Annotated in this window: 18 protein-coding genes; all 18 read left to right on the forward strand. The window is 37.7% G+C overall.

Going from position 1 to position 18,251, the window contains the following annotated elements:
- Positions 1-49: 49 nt before the first annotated feature.
- The 18 genes from ACT29H_RS09385 (at position 50) to ACT29H_RS09470 (ending at position 18,251) form a co-directional block, all read left to right on the forward strand.
- Positions 50-604: a hypothetical protein gene (locus tag ACT29H_RS09385; RefSeq protein ID WP_444821364.1), complete on the forward strand. Its 555-nt coding sequence runs from the start codon at positions 50-52 to the stop codon at positions 602-604.
- A 302-nt stretch (positions 605-906) separates the two neighbouring features.
- Positions 907-1,617, forward strand: coding sequence for a hypothetical protein (locus ACT29H_RS09390; protein ID WP_444821365.1), 711 nt, complete (start codon positions 907-909; stop codon positions 1,615-1,617).
- Positions 1,618-1,661: 44 nt separating this feature from the next.
- Complete coding sequence (locus ACT29H_RS09395) at positions 1,662-2,258, forward strand: hypothetical protein (protein ID WP_444821366.1); 597 nt, start codon at positions 1,662-1,664, stop codon at positions 2,256-2,258.
- Positions 2,255-4,015, forward strand: coding sequence for a hypothetical protein (locus tag ACT29H_RS09400; RefSeq protein ID WP_444821367.1), 1,761 nt, complete (start codon positions 2,255-2,257; stop codon positions 4,013-4,015). The genes ACT29H_RS09395 and ACT29H_RS09400 overlap by 4 nt, the downstream gene beginning before the upstream one ends.
- A gap of 296 nt (positions 4,016-4,311) precedes the next feature.
- Complete coding sequence (locus tag ACT29H_RS09405) at positions 4,312-4,581, forward strand: hypothetical protein (protein ID WP_444821368.1); 270 nt, start codon at positions 4,312-4,314, stop codon at positions 4,579-4,581.
- Positions 4,581-5,924, forward strand: a complete 1,344-nt coding sequence (locus ACT29H_RS09410) for a hypothetical protein (protein ID WP_444821369.1) — start codon at positions 4,581-4,583, stop codon at positions 5,922-5,924. Before ACT29H_RS09405 ends, ACT29H_RS09410 begins: the two co-directional genes overlap by 1 nt.
- The gene (locus ACT29H_RS09415; protein WP_444821370.1) at positions 5,924-6,886 is read left to right on the forward strand and encodes a DUF6712 family protein; all 963 of its coding nucleotides are present in this window, start codon (positions 5,924-5,926) and stop codon (positions 6,884-6,886) included. The genes ACT29H_RS09410 and ACT29H_RS09415 overlap by 1 nt, the downstream gene beginning before the upstream one ends.
- Positions 6,883-7,299, forward strand: coding sequence for a hypothetical protein (locus ACT29H_RS09420; protein WP_444821371.1), 417 nt, complete (start codon positions 6,883-6,885; stop codon positions 7,297-7,299). Before ACT29H_RS09415 ends, ACT29H_RS09420 begins: the two co-directional genes overlap by 4 nt.
- Positions 7,271-7,687, forward strand: coding sequence for a DUF5675 family protein (locus ACT29H_RS09425; protein ID WP_444821372.1), 417 nt, complete (start codon positions 7,271-7,273; stop codon positions 7,685-7,687). The genes ACT29H_RS09420 and ACT29H_RS09425 overlap by 29 nt, the downstream gene beginning before the upstream one ends.
- Positions 7,684-8,277: a hypothetical protein gene (locus ACT29H_RS09430; RefSeq protein ID WP_444821373.1), complete on the forward strand. Its 594-nt coding sequence runs from the start codon at positions 7,684-7,686 to the stop codon at positions 8,275-8,277. Before ACT29H_RS09425 ends, ACT29H_RS09430 begins: the two co-directional genes overlap by 4 nt.
- On the forward strand, positions 8,277-9,029 hold the full coding sequence (locus tag ACT29H_RS09435; protein WP_444821374.1) for a hypothetical protein: 753 nt from the start codon (positions 8,277-8,279) through the stop codon (positions 9,027-9,029). Before ACT29H_RS09430 ends, ACT29H_RS09435 begins: the two co-directional genes overlap by 1 nt.
- Positions 9,026-9,532 carry a hypothetical protein gene (locus tag ACT29H_RS09440; RefSeq protein ID WP_444821375.1) on the forward strand — a complete coding sequence of 169 codons (507 nt, stop codon included), beginning with the start codon at positions 9,026-9,028 and terminating at the stop codon, positions 9,530-9,532. The genes ACT29H_RS09435 and ACT29H_RS09440 overlap by 4 nt, the downstream gene beginning before the upstream one ends.
- Complete coding sequence (locus ACT29H_RS09445; RefSeq protein WP_444821376.1) at positions 9,529-10,743, forward strand: hypothetical protein; 1,215 nt, start codon at positions 9,529-9,531, stop codon at positions 10,741-10,743. The genes ACT29H_RS09440 and ACT29H_RS09445 overlap by 4 nt, the downstream gene beginning before the upstream one ends.
- Positions 10,740-13,682, forward strand: a complete 2,943-nt coding sequence (locus ACT29H_RS09450; RefSeq protein WP_444821377.1) for a hypothetical protein — start codon at positions 10,740-10,742, stop codon at positions 13,680-13,682. The genes ACT29H_RS09445 and ACT29H_RS09450 overlap by 4 nt, the downstream gene beginning before the upstream one ends.
- Positions 13,683-13,975: 293 nt before the next feature.
- Positions 13,976-14,941, forward strand: coding sequence for a reverse transcriptase domain-containing protein (locus ACT29H_RS09455; RefSeq protein ID WP_444821378.1), 966 nt, complete (start codon positions 13,976-13,978; stop codon positions 14,939-14,941).
- Positions 14,922-15,230 carry a hypothetical protein gene (locus ACT29H_RS09460; RefSeq protein ID WP_444821379.1) on the forward strand — a complete coding sequence of 103 codons (309 nt, stop codon included), beginning with the start codon at positions 14,922-14,924 and terminating at the stop codon, positions 15,228-15,230. The genes ACT29H_RS09455 and ACT29H_RS09460 overlap by 20 nt, the downstream gene beginning before the upstream one ends.
- The gene (locus ACT29H_RS09465; RefSeq protein ID WP_444821380.1) at positions 15,227-15,529 is read left to right on the forward strand and encodes a hypothetical protein; all 303 of its coding nucleotides are present in this window, start codon (positions 15,227-15,229) and stop codon (positions 15,527-15,529) included. Before ACT29H_RS09460 ends, ACT29H_RS09465 begins: the two co-directional genes overlap by 4 nt.
- 124 nt (positions 15,530-15,653) lie before the next feature.
- The gene (locus tag ACT29H_RS09470) at positions 15,654-18,251 is read left to right on the forward strand and encodes a hypothetical protein (protein ID WP_444821381.1); all 2,598 of its coding nucleotides are present in this window, start codon (positions 15,654-15,656) and stop codon (positions 18,249-18,251) included.

An 18,251-nucleotide genomic window follows, 5' to 3' on the forward strand; every position in this document is an offset into this window, starting at 1 on the left:
AATTTCAGGGAACTTCTTTTTATAAGAGGTTCCCTTAATACGAATTAATATGGAAGTTTCATTTGTTGACATAGATAAAAATTTGCCCGGTGGCGCCAATATGGGCGGTATCAAGCAAACCGTCTATTTCGCATATCATAAAGATGTGGCTTCATGGCCAACTGAGCCGGATTTTGATTCAGTAACTGATATCGAAGAGCTGGCAACACTAACCGGTGAAATCACCATGAAGTCAGGTACCAGATTCTTTAAGTTGTATCTCACAGACGATACTGGGGAGTTTGAAATTGAATCTGTGGGCGAAAAAGACGGTAAATCATGGATTATGCATCTTCGGTTATTCCATCCTGGACTACAGAAAAAAATCCTCGGATTCATCAATGCCGCGAAAAATGAAAATCTTGTGTTCATAGTTCCTGACAACAATCAAAATCTATTCCTCATGGGTGATGCTTTGCGTCCGGCTACTTATGAAGGTTCACCAGATTCTAACGGTACAGGTATGGAAACATCGGCAAGGCCTGGGGTGTCGATGGAATTCACGTATAAAACTTCAAACCTGTATCAATATGGTGGATCAGTACCTTTAACTGAAACCACATAATGAGCTGGAGGCATAAGTATAAGGTCGTTAGTGTCAAACCCGGGCCAATTGTCACGCGAAAATATGGCACGATCGATCTTAGCCGAGACGACATCCCTATCAAAGTATTGGATTCTTTGCATGCAGAGAAATTCCCATACATTGAGAAAATTCACGGGACCGAAAAAAAAGACAAGGACTCAACGGAGTCTTAATTCCATACCACTTTTTTAACGGGGGTGCTTGCGCTCCCGTTTTTTGTCCTTTTTTAAAGGCAATTGCCTAAATACTTTTATCCTTGCAATCTTCAATTTAGTTCTATCATGGCAGAAAAATTTAAAGCAAAAATCGAGGAACTTCTAAAATCTGAAAGCTTCGATGTTAATAAGGCCGTAGATCTTTATCTCAAATACGGCCGGAACAAAAACCTTGCTCGTAACTTTGCACGCAACCCTAAAAGGTATTCACGTAAAATAAAATGGGAACTATCAAAGATGATCGGAATTTCACTCGTGGAATTTCACGGATGTCAGACTGGAAAAGATAAAAAAATATTACCGCCAATTATTATCAAAATAAAGGGTGACTTATCTGAGTTATATAAGCAACAAGCCGAATTGCAGAAAAAACTGGTTGATTTAGGCGATTCAAATTCAGAGGAATCTAAACTAAAAGCTATTGAAATAGGAAAAGAAATCGATGCTGTTGCATTTAGGTATGACGAGCTCGCAAAAGCTAAAGAAGAATTTTTCAAAAAAGGGATAATCCCTGACGAAAAAAAACTCTATCCTAGTAGCAAATCAGACGATCCGTTTGGACTACAATCTATGTCGGCAGCTGACATCATGAGGCGAAGAGGGAATCTTGTTTCAAGTATTACAAAAGACCAAAACAAGCTAAAATATCAGTCTGACACGAAGCTTGAGAAAGAAAACCCAATGCCGGAAGGTGAAAAAAGAAGGAAAATTGAGGAAAGATTGAAGAAAAAAAATGAAGAGCTAAAAGCAATTGATGACTTCCTAAATAATAAATAAAATAGTGCAAGAGCATAAAACAGTCTCCTTAAACACTTTAATTTATGAGTAAAAAAGCCCTGGAGGACGAAAAATTTGAAGCGATTAAAAGTGCTATTTTAGATTCGGAAGCTTCTCCACTTCCAGATTACCTTCAGGAGACTCTTGAGCGAACAATACAAGCGGCTAAATTACTTGATAAAAACCCGAGTCAGAGAACCGTTGTCCCCATCCTTCGAGCCAAGTACCCTCACATATCACGTTCACAGGCTTATGAGGATTGCCGAAGGGCTATGAGAATTTTTAATTCTGTTCATAAATTTGATTATGACTGGTGGCATCACTGGTTACTTCAGGACATTGCAGAAATGATAGCAGTAGCGAAGGGTAACAAAGAAGAAGGTATTAAACCTGATTTGAAAGCTTGGGCTATGGGGCACAAAAACCTGATAAAAGCTTTAGGTGAACGCCCGGAAACTGATATTGATCCTAAGCTAGTTGAGAAACATCCAATAACAATTGCTGTACAAATAAATAACAAAACAGTCAATATCGACTACAATGACTTTATTAAACTACCAGTACAAGCCAGAGAGGTAATCACTAAAGCACTTGACCAGGAAATTAATGACAACGAAGCTAAGCGAATAATGAATTCATGAGCACCACAGCCAATGAAGATTTAAGAATTGAAAATGCTGAACATATCTATTTAAATGCCGCTCAGCAACGCACTATCTTACTTGCACCAAAAAACAAAGTAAACATTGAAGGCCGGGGAACCGGTAAAAGTTACCAGGTTGGTTGGGATGTAAACCTGGTAAACAGACTTATGCCACGGGCTGTTACTTCTGTTACGGGAACTACTTTCGGGCAGTTGCTAACCAGGACACTTCCATCAACTTTTAAATTTCTTCAAAAATTAGGATACAAGCAGCATATTAGCAAAAAAGATCCTGGCAATTATGTAATAGGACAAAAGCCTCCTCCACATTTTTTGCGCCCATACGAAGAAATCATGAAACACGACAATATTATTTCCTTCGCAAATGGGAATGCAATACTCCTTTTATCCCAAGACCGAGCCGGATCGGCCAGAGGCCCGAACGTGGATTATGAAATATTGGATGAAGCCTTGACAATTAATAAGCAGCGATATGATGAAGAAACAAGCCCTACCAACAGAGGCAATGAAGAAAAATGGGGAAAGAAATCAAGAAACCCGGTCCCTTGGCACCACGGTTTTCATTATGTATCTTCCATGCCATATACGAACGAACAAAAATGGCTGCTCAACTATGCCAAGTATTATGAAGAAGAAAGAGGAATCAGAATCCTTGAAATATGGAACAGAATAGTAAAGCTTCAGCTTCAATTAATAGATGCCCGAAAGGAAAACAATGTTTCATTGTTTCGTGATATTTACAACGAAACAATAAGATTAAAAAGACAGATATCTCCTTTTGTATCAAAAAATGGTACTTTGTTTACGCTTGCCAATGCTCTCGATAATATTGAAAACGTTGGATTTTCATACATAATCCGGGAATATGAGAAGCAACCATTAATGACATTTCTGGTCGAAATAATGAATATGGTATTGGATGTTGTGGAAGATTGCTATTACAGTATAGATAGCAAGATTCACGTATACTATGATTCATATAATACAAGCTTCTTAAGAGATTATGCGGAAAATACAGGGTGGAACTTTCAGAAACTCGGAACTCCGGATTCCAGGTTTGATTTAGATTGTGATCCCAATAAACCTCTTGAAATTTCACCTGACTGGGGTGCTAAAATCGCTCTGTTTGTTGTGGGACAAGAAAGGGATTACGATTTTGCGAGTCGTCAAGCTATACCAACCGATAACTTTATAAATGAATTCTTTATCAAGCCGGAACAGTCACAGGGGGTAATGATAAACGAGCTGGTTGATAAATTCTGTGAATACTACCGCTATCACGCCTGCAAAGATATAATATACTATCACGACAAATATGGCGACCACAAACAGCCCAATGCAAGGAATTCAACCACTTATAACCAACAGGCAATAGAGCGATTTAAGAAACATGGATGGAAAGTTTATAGCAAACATCACAAAGGCATGGAACCACCGCAGCATGAAAAATACCTGCTATGGTCTAACATCCTCAAAAAGGAACCTTCAGACACCTTTTACCCCAACATTAGATTCAATGGCCAGAAATGTAAATACACACTTATTTCGATGAATAATACCCGGGTTATTGATAAGAATGGAAAATTTGAGAAAGACAAATCAAGCGAGCGCAAGAATTCCATACTCCCCGAGGAGGCCACACATTTTGGCGATGCGGCCGATAAAAGAATTTGGACAAAATACAGCAAATTGTTAAACAGAAGATCTTCTGTGTTTGTACCGGCAAGACTTTAACCCTTCTTTCTAATTTTAAAAAAAGCAATTGCCTAAGGCAGTTGCTTTTTTGTTTCTTGAACAATTTACAGACCTATCCCCCATCATATTTCCTGCAAAAAAGAGAAAGCAATTTCCTTTCCCCTTAGGGCGGGGCGGGCTTTCGGCTGTGTTGTTTTGTCAAGAATTTAAAAAATCAGAATATAAACCATTGATTTATCATGTTTTGCAAAAAAATAAACTGGACAAAGTCATCATAAAAAACTGTCCTTTTTTTCATCTGTGATTAAATATTCTTTTGTGTAAAAATCAGAATAATGAAACGACGAGATGTTTTAAAAGAATTTGATATCAAAGAAATATCCGGTGGGCGTCCCAACGTATTTTCCATAAAATTTAGGACCAAACATAGCGGCGAACTCATTTTTTTCCCAAAAGCCATTTCAGTTGGGCTAAAAATGAATATGTCTGCAAACAGAATGAGAGGAGTTCTTGCTGTTGATGATAATTATAAAAAAATAGGGCATCCAACCCCTGTTAGCATTGATAGAATAGTTGAGTTTAACGGAGAAAAAGTTTACCTGTAATGGCTGAAATTTTGTTCGATCCGAATGGGCGTCCTCTATTGGCACATGGTAGTGGGTTTATGGCAACCACAACCGGATTAGACTCTGTCAGCAGGAAACAGGTGTCAACAGTATCTCCCGATCTCGACTATACCGTAACTGTTGGAACAAAAACAGTAGCCTCTTGGGGTGATAATAATGATTTCCCTAATGAAGCCGAAAAAATAATTAACAAAACGGGAGTTCTTAATACCGGGCTTCAGTTTATTCAGAGGTTTACGCTTGGGCAGGGAATATTCCCTTGTAAGGTGGAAGGATACGACGATGACGGGAATGAGGTTTTAAAAGTGGTTAACGACCCCAAAATAACTTCTTTTGTTTCCTCAAGGATGGTGCGTAGATATATGGCCAATGCTTTGAGAGATTACCTGAAATTTGGCGTTGCTTTCCCTGAAGTAATTCCCAATATTGATGCATCACAAATCGTCGGCATTGACGTTAAAAACGCCTTATTTGCAAGGTATCTTGAAAAGAAAAATGGAATTATACCCGGAGTTATCGTTTCCGGTGATTGGCCGGATTCTCCTTCGGATTACAAAACAATAGATCTTCTTGATCCTTTCGACCCCTTTTCTCACTTAAATGGTCTTCGTATTCTTAAGAAAATAAAAGGAAAGACATTTATTTATCCGCTCAGAAACGAATGGAGCAATAATGAATATTACCCTGTTCCGTTATGGCATAGTGCCCATGTGGCCGGATGGACTTCAATAGCACAAAAGGTGCCTTCTTTCCTTATGAAGATGTATGAGAACCAAATAAGCTTTAAATGGCATATAAAAATCCCATACGCCTACTGGGAAAGAAGATATCCTGAAAACAACTTCAAAAGTCTGGAAGACAGACAGGCTGCAATACAGGCTGAGATGGATAGCATCGAAGAAAACCTCACTGGCCCTGAAAATGCCCACAAAGCTTTGTTCTCTATGTTCGAAGTAAATCCAAGTGGACGTGCAGAAGAGCAATGGGAAATTGAGAACCTTGCTGATAAGAATAAACCTACAGAAAACCTTGTTACATCAGCAGCCGCGAACAGTGAAATTCTATTTGCGCTGATGATAAACCCAAACGTATTCGGGGCAGGAATGCCAGGAGGAACTTATGCCGGGAATCAGGGAGGAAGCAATATCCGTGAAGCATTCCTGGTCAATATTGCACTCGCCTGGCTTGACAGACAGAATATACTCGATCCGCTTGAATTGATGCTTGAGTTTAACGGCATCAAGGATATTGAATTAAGGTTTAGAAATACCATTCTCACAACATTAGACACAGGCTCAGGAACCCAAAATACATTAAGCTAATGATTGTTACCAACATAGATCAAGTTCGAGAAGTAATACCAATAAATGCAAGAGTCGAATTTTCAACATTACGACCTTACCTAATTCTTGCAGAAGAAAAATTCCTGCAACCTGTTCTGGGTGAATTATTCTATAAACGATTAGATGATCTTGAAGATCCGAATGAAAAGGAAGCAGTTGTTGTGAAGAAATGTATTTATGCTGTGGCTAATTATGCAATGTGGCATGGATTTGACATGCTAAATGTAACGTTTGATGACTCGGGATTCCTAAGATCTGATAAAGATTCTGGATTATATAGATACCAGGAAGAAAACCTTAAATCCCGTTTTAAAAATGATGCCTTTGATCACCTCGATGGTCTCATTGAATATTTGCAAAACAACATCTCCGATTTCTCAGAATTCAAAGAATCAGAATTTTATATCGAAACAAGTGACTCATTTTTTAAAACGACTTCCGAGTTTAATAAAATATACAACATTAATAATAGCCGCCTCGTCTTCCTTCAAATCTCACGTTTTTTTGATCGTGTTATTGATTTTGAGATTATTCCAACAACCGGCCAAGCTCTTTTCAATAAGATAAAAGAAGAAATAAAAAAGGATAATCCGGACGAAAATATTTTAAAACTGGTCCCTTACATAAAGAAAACTCTTGCGTTTTTGTCTGTAGCTTATGGCCTTAACGAGCTTGGATTGAAACTAACTGAAAAAGGGATGTTTTTTGAAACGGAAGAAAGTGGGTCTGATAGTAATATTAAAACCACTATGGCGAGCAACGAATTAAAAGAACAAATATTCAACCGGGTAAAAAATACGGGTAATTCATATAAAGCAATGCTCTTTGAATATTTGAGATCAAATTCCGAGCAATACCCTGAATTTACTCAGCTGAATGATACAATTAAGTCTAACCCTTTTCGGCGTGATAATGCCGGGAAAAAAACCTTTTTCGTATGATTTTACCTGACTGGGTTATTCCTTCTGTTTTTATCGCAATTATTGGATTTTTTCTCAGGAGATACCTTTTGCAACAGGACAAAAAGTATGATGCTCTTTCTTCTGAATTGAGGCAACAATCTGACAAGTTTTTAACAGTGGTCGAAGAGCTAAAAAATGTGATTGCAAGCCTTCGGGTTAACTCTGCAACTCAAAAAACATTACAAGCAGAGAGATATAGGCATACAACTGAACAATTTAAAAGAATTGATAAAGAATTAGACGACCATCAAAAACACACGTCAGAACAATTTAAAAAAGTGGACAAAGAAATTGTTGCTCTAAAAAAAGGTCACGAAGACAATGCTTCACAAATCACAAAAATAAATGAAAGGTTGAAGTCTTATGCTTACAGCTTATCTGAGAAGGGATAATACAGGGAAATATGGGACTTTTGGAGTGTTGTCTGTTCCTGAAGTAGGTTTCAGTTGCTTTTCGGCTGAACCGCCCTGGAAAAACAACAGACGAAATGTCTCGTGTATCCCCCCCGGAGAATACATAGTTAAAATTTTTCAGTCGCCTAAGTACGGAACAATATTTCATGTTACAAATGTAAAAGGCCGATCATACATTCTTATTCATTGGGGCAATTTAGCCGGTGATGTGGAACTTGGATTTAAAACTCACACTCAAGGGTGCATTTTGCTTGGTAAAAGCATTGGGGTTCTCAGTGGCCAAAAAGCAATTTTAAACAGTAGAATTACAGTGAAAAACTTCATGCGCTTAATGAAATACGAACCTTTTAAACTAATAATATTATGATACTTGAAAGTGTTCTTGGTGTTGCTACCGGATTTATTGGTAACATTTTAACCTCGTTCTTTAATCTTAAAGCACAAAGAGAGAAAAACAAACACGAGATTGAGCTCATAAAGGCAGAAACATCTGCAATGATCGCTGAAAAAGAAGCTAACATCCGTGTATCAGAAGTTGAATTGCAGAAAGAGTTAGAGATCAATGACGCCAAAATATACCAGGAGTCCCAAAAGCAAGGGCAACAAAAAGCACTGGAAAGCTCTTTGCTGCAAAAATTATTTGATAACAAATGGACCATGCCGATAGGGGTTCTTTTGGCATTCCTCTTGGGAATTGTAGATTTCTTGAAGCAGGTTATGCGTCCCGGCTTAACCGGATATCTTGTTTTTTTAACCAGCTGGCTTACTTACGAAGCTGCATTAATTATTCAGGCAAAACAGGAACTTTTGTCGGCTGAAATGGCAATGGAAGTATTTAATAATGTCGTCAATATCGTCATTTATTTAACTGTTTCTGTGGTTACCTGGTGGTTTGGCGACAGAAGAGTGGCAAAATTCTTATATCGGCTTAATGATGGTAATTTAAGGGAAAAATAATGGTTAACATTGCTATTACTGATTCCGGCCCGTGGTGGTGGAAAAGAGAGAGGATCCACAGATTCTCACATCCTTCAAAATGGGAAGAGGTCACACCAAAGCAGATGAAAGCCATAGCGAAATTGCTGACAGGTGAAATAAAAGAAGATAAACTCCTGTCAATATTCCTTTCATGTCCGAGGAGAATAGTCAAAAAGCTTGACGATTATGCAAGATACAAGTTAAGCGATTTGATGAGTTTTATTTCCATAAAGCAGCCTGTTGACAGGTTTATAATTCAAAAAATAAAAGGGAGAAAAGCACCTGAAAAGCGATTAAAGGATCTTTCTTTTGCTGAATTTATGTTCGTTGATACTTTGTTCGCCGATTATTCTGAATCTGAAAATGATACTGTTTTGTTAAGAAAATTTGTCGGCCACCTGTTTCGACGGCATAAAAAAGGCAAACGACCGGAATTCGATGGCAATATAGATTGGAAATGGACCCAAAAAGTAAAATTATGGGAAATGCACGCTGCCATATTGAATTATGGCCTTATTAGAACTTGGCTTGAAAAGTCATATCCGGCTGTTTTTACGGAACAAAAAAATGGAAAATCAAAAAGTAATGGATGGGTGGATGTTTTTGACAGTATCGTCGGAGATGACATTGTTCATTCAGATGAATATGCATCAAAGCCGGTTATGGAGGTATTAAGGTTTTTGAACAAAAAAATTATTGAGAGTAGAAAATTAAGGCATAAAAAGAAATGAAAACAACTCTGACAGAATTTATTGAATACCTCGAAGGTCTTGCCTCACACAATACGGATATTAAACACAATAGGGATTCCCACCCTGCTTTCATCCGTTTTTATGAGGCTGAAAATGAAAAGGCAACTGCAAGAAATCAAATTAAAAACCTTCCGTGTGTTTTGATTAAAGATTATGACTTCTCTTTTATTGACAACAAAGCGGATAATCTTCATAAAGTGAGGGAAATTGAGTTTATGATCCTTGACAAAATAACCAGAGAAACCAAAGATGTTTACGAAGTATGGGAAAGAACTGAAGAAATTGGAGATGAATTTATTGTGCGAATGAAGGATGACAAACGAAACGGAAGAAGTAATGTAGTAAATGGATTCGACTTGGACAATGTAAAGGGAGTGCCTGTAGATGTCGGTATTGGTGGACTTTATGGCACAAGTTATACAATAAGAATTAACAGTATCAGGGCAAATGATCCGGAACCATCAAAATGGAATGATCTATGAGTTTAAGCATTGTCTCACAACCTCGAGTTATCGATTTTGCTCGAAACCCTCTTTTCTTTCGTCTTGTTTCATCAACTGATGGAAATTCTTATGACGATTACCATATTCGAGCTAAAATTTTTGTGGAAAATTTGTCCAATCCAGGGACATATTTCGAACTCCCTGAGTTTAGACTCGATCCTTATTCTGACGGTACGGTTGAACTATATGATATAGGTAATGTTATTAGACGTAAATTTCAAGGTTACTTTGATTTGCCTGACTTTGAAATGTCAGGGCCAGTAAAAACTCTTGCAACGGTGATACAATACAATGTCACCTTTACTGAAATGGATGGGGATAATGAGATTGGATCTATTAATTCCGGGAACTTATTAGCTATTAACGGAAAAATAAATCTAACAGATTATCCGGGATTTGATTTAAGAACTTTTCTGAATTACAACAAAAAATTCCTCACCAATAGTCCGGAACGTATTTATACATATCACGGCTCAAAACATTATTTATATTACATTAATACAGAATCAGATGCAATAACTGTAATATTTAAAATACAACTTCACACAAAATCAGGAGTCAACAATTATGAGTCTGATAATGTTGTTTTGCAGCAATATCAAGGAACTCTATTCCCTGTAGGAGATGTAATAGCAACATACGGTAATGAAATAATTTATGCAACGGTATGGCTTGAAACCATCAATGGGACCATTCTTGCAGGGCCCAAAAACTATTTCTTTCGAAACAAGACGTTGTATGCCAAGACTTTTATATTTCAAAACCGGTTTGGCGTCTTTGATACAATTAACACATTCTCACAAGAAAACAATGTCACCACTGAGCGATCAAACAGTTTGAAAAATCTTACTCCAGGTTTTCGACGTCTTGATGGAAATGTGTCCTCAGAATTAATTTCTCTTGTTGATACTTTTGAGGCTGAAACAGGTGTAATACCTATTGCCAACGCCCAGCATTATAAAGAATTAATTGAAAGTGAAGCGGTATTTCTTCAATCGGAGGATAGATGGATAAGGGTAATTATTGACGCAGGAAGTTTTAAAATCACAGATGAAGGAGATGATTTGCAAAATGTTGCTTTTAGTTATCGAGCAGCTTATTCGGGCGACATGCTAAATTCCGAAATTAAGTTGCCGCAACCGGAACATGAAGATTATAGTTCTGAATACTTAAAAACAGACTATCAATGAATCTAACAGATTTACTCGCTTACATCGATGCAAATATTAACACAAAAACCGGAACTGATAGAATAACCGGTGCTCTTCATAACGCTGTTCTTAAACAGACAATTAATTCTTTAATCGAAATAATAAGCACCGGATTCGGAGGTAAAATTTCAACATCCGACAACCCGGGTTCTTTTTCAAATCCTATTTATTTTATCGCCACGGAAAAAGGAACATATAACTATTGTGGTGGGGTTTCGGTTGCCAAATTACCGGCGTTTATTGTTTTCGACGGCAATGAATGGAGTGTAATGGAATTCGATTTATCTGTTGATATTGATATTCCAGAAATTAAAGCCAAGGGGGTCATTCTCGATGGAGCCATCCCTCCTACGTCTCCCAAAGAATTTGACTATTATATTTTTCTTGGTTCGGAAACTTTAAATTGGAATGGTGTAACTATTAATCGTCCCGGAGTAATTTACTGTAAAACTTCGAATCCTGTTTCTTGGGGTTTTGAACCGTTTGAAAAAGATATTAGCATTGATGACATAGAAGGGCTTGCAAACGCTCTTCAAGACGCTATCAATGCTGCCAACGATGCAGAAAATGCTATAACCGATCACATTGAATCCTCTAATGCTCATAACGCCGATTCAATCGTCGTTGATTCTTCATCTTTTTCAAAGAATCTGACAAGCGAGGACAACACTGTTCAGAAAGTTGCAGAAAAAGTTGATCAGATGGAATTGGGAGGTTCCGCACTTGCGTCCACATGGGAACCTAACATGGCTGCTATTATGGAATTGACAGAGCTGGAAGACGGCATGGATGTGGGGAATTATGAAACAGGAGATGTGTATGAGTTTGATGCATCAAGCACTGCGGAACATGACGGCGATATTGTCATTAAACCAAATTATATTGACAGTAATGAACCTGGTAGATTAATTAAGAAAAAAACTTTTAGCACGGTTGGACATACCCATCAAGCTTTAGATGTTTATATGTCTGATGGTAAAAGCGTAGAGGAGGCAGTTAACGAAACCAGAAAGCAGGATGTCGATTTTTCTGTCAATATACCGTTTAATTCATTACTTACTTCGATGCCAGAAACTCCCTCGAACACTGAGCTGATCTTTGTTCCTGAAACAACTAATGCCATTGCAGGGGGTAAGTGTATTGTTGTCCTAACTGCCGATGGAAATTCTGAGCATATTCCAGGTTTTGATCCACTGTTTAAACAAGCACCTGATTCAATGATATGGGATAATACAGCAGGTGTCAAGAATACAATTGAATTTTTTTATGACGGGACAACCTATTGGTATACAATTATTCGGGAAAACAGTAATATTGCTTACAAGTCTGAAGTAATTTTAAAGGGCGGAGCATCTGGCCCGTTTACTCCCACACACGACGATGATCCGGTGCCCAAAAAATGGACAGAAGATACAATTAAACAATACGTAGCAAATTATTATCCCGGGAACCCGTCGCCCGACGGAGAGAATCTTGGATGGTATGGAGTAAAATGGGATGAAGGCCGCATAAACAGTGGATGTGTAAGAATAGGCGCACTGTCAGGATATCCGGGAGGTGGTGCTTATGGTGAGACCGGATACGGAATTAACACAAGACCTCTATCTAATATTCCTGAGAACCTTCTGTTTGTGCATAATAAGATTAAAAGCGTGATGCTTAAAGATGATGGCACTGAAAATTATGATCTTGACCCTAACGATGGGCACAACAGGGCCGGAGTTCCACCTTCTGTTTTTGGCACATGCACTGCATCTACTAATACAAGTGTTAGTTGCACAGGATTATTTTCTGGCAACGAAGATGAATATCTTGGGAGGTATCTACATAATACCACCAACGGAAAGACAAATAGGTATGTAAAAATTACAGGGAAAGTAAATGATGATACCGTAACAATAGAAGATCCAAAAAATGGTTCTGAAACCTCTGCTGTCTTCGATGTGGGTGATACATTTGAACTTTGTACGGCAAGATTTGACGGAGTGGATGGTCAGGCAATGGTCAAAATTCCAAAAATTTATTTCTTCCAAACATACAATGCTTCTCCTGTAAATTCATCTAAATATGAGGTCAGCGTTGGAGTATCATTATACCCGTATTCCGGATTTTCGGTTCATCCTGCATTTATTGATGGAAATAATAATGAAGTTGATGCTATTTACATTGCTAGATTCGAGGCAAGCGAAGACAACGTCGGTCTTGTATCTCTACCAGGATTCTATCCATCGCATTCAAAGGCATTACCGACATTCAGAACTTTAGCTCAAGCAAGGGGAACAGGCTGGCAACTTGAAATGTTTTGGTACAGGTCTTTAATTCAATTATTATTCTTTACAGAATATGCTGATCTAAACTCAGATTTGAGAATACCTGGATATGTTTATGGGAAATCCAGCTCATCTTGGAAAAGAAAAACAGGAAGAACATTACATGCAGGTAATTCGAGCATTTCGGTAGAAGCCGATTCATGGCATGATTCAGATATTGTAGACAGCACAGATTGGGGAGAGAATAAAATTGTGGCAATGAGCTATCGGGGAATAGAGAATTTGTGGGGGCATATGTGGAAGTGTCTGGATGGCATCAATGTTCTTGATTATAATGTTTATGTAACTAATAATAAATCAGCATTGGCATCTGACACACATTCAGGATATACTGATTTGGGCGTGGAAATTCCAGGAAATTCATATTTTAACACAATACACGCGATAGCTGGGGCGATCGTGCCCAAGACGACAGGCGGAGGTAGTGTTTATAACTATTGTGATTATGTTTCTCGAGCTTTGGGCTGGCGGGTTTGTTTTTCGGGCGGCGCTCTGTATTACGCTGGGAATGCTGGCGTCTCGCACCTGTATGCGGCGCTCGATTCGGGCCGGGCGATTTGGTCTTTCGGGGCTCGCCTTTGCTTTTAAAGCGCAGAGCGCAACCGAGCTAAAAACATAAATTAACATTTTTTAGGTTAAAAGGCCTCGTTTGCTGGCGGGTTTGTTTTTCGGGCGGCAATCTGAATAACGCTGGGAATGCTGGCGTCTCAAACCTGAATGCGGCGAACGATTCGAGCAAGGCGAATTGGAATATCGGGGCTCACCTTAGCTTTTATACAAAAAAGCCCTTGTCTTTTAACCGTGCCACTTGGCAAAAAACAAAAGCACAACAAATGGTGCTGGTAGCTATCGCGAAAGCTCCAAGTTTATAAAAGCAAATCATGAAGAGATACGGAAACTTATTTGAAAAAATTGTAACAAAAGAAAACATCCTTGCAGCACATATTAAAGCAAGAAAAGGCAAGTCCCATTATAGGGAGGTTAAATATGTCAACCAAAACATCGATAAATGTATCACTGATATAATGGATTGCCTTATAAACAAAAATTATAAATGTTCGGACTATGAAATAATTACAAAAAAATGCGGAGAGAAAATCAGAGAAATTTATAAACTACCTTATTATCCTGATAGAATAATTCATCACGCTATAATGAACATTATGGAACCAATTTGGGTAAGAACTTTGATATATGACACATATTCTTCTATCAAAGGACGGGGCATACACAAAGGTGTTGCTCGTATAAAAAGGGCATTAAAAGACTTCAACAATACACGATTTTGTTTAAAATTAGATATCAAAAAATTCTATCCATCTGTAAATAATACAATTCTCAAACAAATAATAAGAAAGAAAGTTAAGGACCACGACCTACTGTGGTTACTGGATGAAATTATTGACAAAGAAAAAGGCTTGCCAATTGGCAATTTATTGAGTCAAATGTTCGGAAATTTGTATCTATCAGGATTTGACCACTATTGCAAAGAGGTTCTTAAAATAAGATACTACTTCAGATATTGTGATGATATTGTAGTGTTAGCATCAGAAAAGCAGTTTTTACACGAATGTTTTAAGAAAATGAGGGAGTATCTAAATGATAGACTGAAGTTGTCTGTGAAATCAAATTATCAAGTTTTTCCGGTAGATGCTCGCGGCATTGATTTTTTGGGATATAGATTTTTCCATGGCTATACGTTGTTAAGGAAAAGAATAAAATTGAATATGATTAAAGCCCTAAAAGAAGGCAATAAAAAAGCTATTCCGAGCTATACAGGATGGATGAAACATGCAAATTGTTTTAACCTAAAAAATAAATATTTTAATGAAAGCACAAGCAACTAAAAGACCTCCGGATATTGAAGATTTGGGGAAACAAAAGAGATTCAATTTCAACGTTCAAGAAATAGACACAGATGACGGAACCATTTTTGAATATGAATTTGTTGTTTGCGACAACAACCGGGATTCGTTAATTACAGCCTTGATTCGTCGTAAATACACTACTGACAAAGAATTGGCATTAATCAATAATTATCAGGACGGGGAACAGGAGCATATTGACGAATACAACGAATATCAGTCATATAGAATAGAGTGTAAAACAATTGCAAATCAGTTTTTTCAGCAATGAAAAAATTTTCAGACTTTGCCCAAGAAGATACAGCATTCACTGGTGACAAAATACAAATTGAGAAGCTGCTAAACATTCCAATTATTGTCTACGATTATAGAATAAAAGAAAGCAAATTCAAAAAAGGAAGCTCAGATAAATGCCTTACAATTCAATTTTCATATACTGAAAATCAAAATGAAAAATTTGTGGTGTTTTCGGGCTCATCCGTTCTAATTAATCAGTGTGAAAAATACAGAAATGAAATGCCATTTGAGGCAACCATTCAAAAAATTAATAGATACTATACTTTCACTTAATTATTAATAAGAATGAGCGAAAAATTAAATATGAAAACCCCTATCACCTATTACGGGGGTAAACAAAAGAAACCCAAGAAAACAAAAACAGAAGTTTTAACCATGAATTTTTGACCGTTGACCCATGCTCCAAATTATTGTAGACAATCAGGCCATTGACCTTTATGGAGATACAGAAATAAGGGTGGAAGAAAACTTCCCATACTTTGACTACGAAGGTATACAATCCGGAGTTGTTTGGCATTTTGATGTGCCCGTTACTCCAACCAATGAAAAAATATTCAACTATGCTAATTATGTCAATGTTCGGGGGAAAATTAGGCTGTACGATGCATCTATAAAAATAAACGGCATCCCCATTGCTAAAGGTAAATTGACACTGTCTTATGCCCGTGAAATACAATACCGGGTTTCCGTTGTTTTAAATGATTTTGGAGTTGACTTTGACGGCATTAACATGAATGATTGCGATGGTTCTTTCTCTCTTGGAAGCAGCCAGGAAGAAAGAATACTAAACGCCAAAGAAATAAACAACGGCAATATTGAGGCACCATTCCGCTTCCCGGCCATTTATGCACCAGAATTTTACGGAGAATTAAATAATGTAGGTGAAGGAAAATATAATTCAAATTTTCTTGGGATACTTAATAATTGGGATTACTTAAACGAAAAATTCATCGAAAATGAAGATGGAAAACATTTCAACACACTGTGTCCTCAGTTTTTTGTAAAAGATGCATTAATACTCGCCCTTGAGTTAAAAAAATGGCGGCTAAAAGGCAATCTTCTTGACGAGTCAATGTTTAACCAACTGCTCGTTCACAACAATGTATCAATCGACAAAGAGTTCTTGGATCACCTTTTAAGGATTAGCTTTTCCGATGATTCTTATAACAACATCTCAGCTTCGGAAAATGCCACTGCAATAATGCGATTTAACAGAGTACTCGAGGATGTTGACAGATGTTATGACAGTTACGGCTTTTTGGTCCCGGAAGACGGCATTTATTCTGTTTCCGGAATAATAGACATGGCCAACGATGCCATGGGCTACCTTCAGATCCCAAACATGGAATACATAAGCGAATTACAGGTACTCAAAAACGGAAATGTTCAACACACTGTTCAAACAACATGGGTACCTCAAGAAGAAGTAAACCAATCGGCCGAGGTTGAAACTTCATTTTATGCCTATCAAGGTGACCTCATTCAGCTTCAAATTAAACTGCTCGAGACAAAAAGTGAATATTATTCATGGTACTACGATGACACCCATGATCCGCCATTGCATAATGTTCCAAGAATTCTTTCAGGTTCCTATGTTGAAATAAGAAAAAAATATCCACGAATAAATGAATATACCGATGTGGTGTACAATAAACACATGCCGGATATCGAAGTTTTAACGTTCTTAAACGACCTGCGAAACGCCTTTGGTGCAACCATTTTTTTCGATTCCGCCAACAAAATAGTGGAACTTGTTACCCTAAATTCAATTCTGAAAGACAGGAATAAGGCTTATGATATCAACAAATTTGTCCTGGCTTTGGAAACCGAGAGCGAATTAAAAGACAGCACACCGGTTAAGTTATCCTTTTCGGAAGAAGCTGAAAGCAACAATTTCTACTGGATTAAAGAATTCGGTTATCAGCTCTCAGAACTATACTACAAAGAAGATATATATGCTCTCGCAACAAAAGAGGATGCTGTTTACAAAAGCAAAATATCAGGCAATGCAGTCGAGTTTGAAAATGTTTCCCATCTGAATAACATATACAACGAAGATGCGGAAGGTGATGACGTGACAGATGTGAAACTTGAAATCGCTCCGGTACGAATGACCTGGTTCCGCAAGGAAGTTAAAGACATTCCTTCCGGAATAATGATTGTATTGAAAAGCAATCCCGTGGAAGGCGATATTTTTGCTTTTACGTATGGCGGTGTGGAATATTCCTGGACAGCTACTACAGATGAAGGAACGGCCGACCCTTCATGGTGGGATCATTATTTCCATGTCAATCCTCAAAAAACACCTTACACAAACACCTACAATTTATACTACAGTGTGTTTTTTTCGCTGTATTATAAAGGAGTTAATTTAAATGTTTCCAGGCACGAAGGCGGACAGTTTACGGCCAGATATATAACCATAAGGGAGCCGCAACAAACATCAAATATGTTTAGATATACCGGCAACAAATCATTTGTTTCCATTTCACAGATAAGTGATCCCTTTGTTCAAATTCCCGAGCCTGCTTTCGATGTTATGCCCTATTTGCCAGGTATTGGAAGCAGCCCTTATAATGTGGAAGAGGCAGACGAAATTCCTATTTTCCTTGGTTTTTATTCACATAAGTCCGACAATAAAGCGCCTATATCAAGAAGTGTGTCGCTTCACTACCATGAAGATTCAATACCGTACGATTTCCGGAATGCAAGCTTCAACTTTAATAAAACCAATTCGCTCGATGAATTTGTTTCACCATTTGCCAAATGGCAGGAGGATAAAGAAGAAATAACCGTGCCGTTGGGTGGTATCGGTATCTGGGAAATGCTTGAAATAATGCAAATGAACCGGCCAACAAACAGTCAAAACCCGCAACCAAGATGGATTGCTTACAAAGGAACGACTTGCCTTCCGAAACAAGCTTCATTTATCATCGATGTTTACGGAAACATTAAAGAAGCCGAAATAATAATTGTTAGAAACTCAAAAGAATAA

Origin of the sequence: Thermophagus sp. OGC60D27, assembly GCF_052400625.1 — a bacterium.
In the GTDB taxonomy this organism is placed as follows: Bacteria; Bacteroidota; Bacteroidia; order Bacteroidales; family Marinilabiliaceae; genus Thermophagus.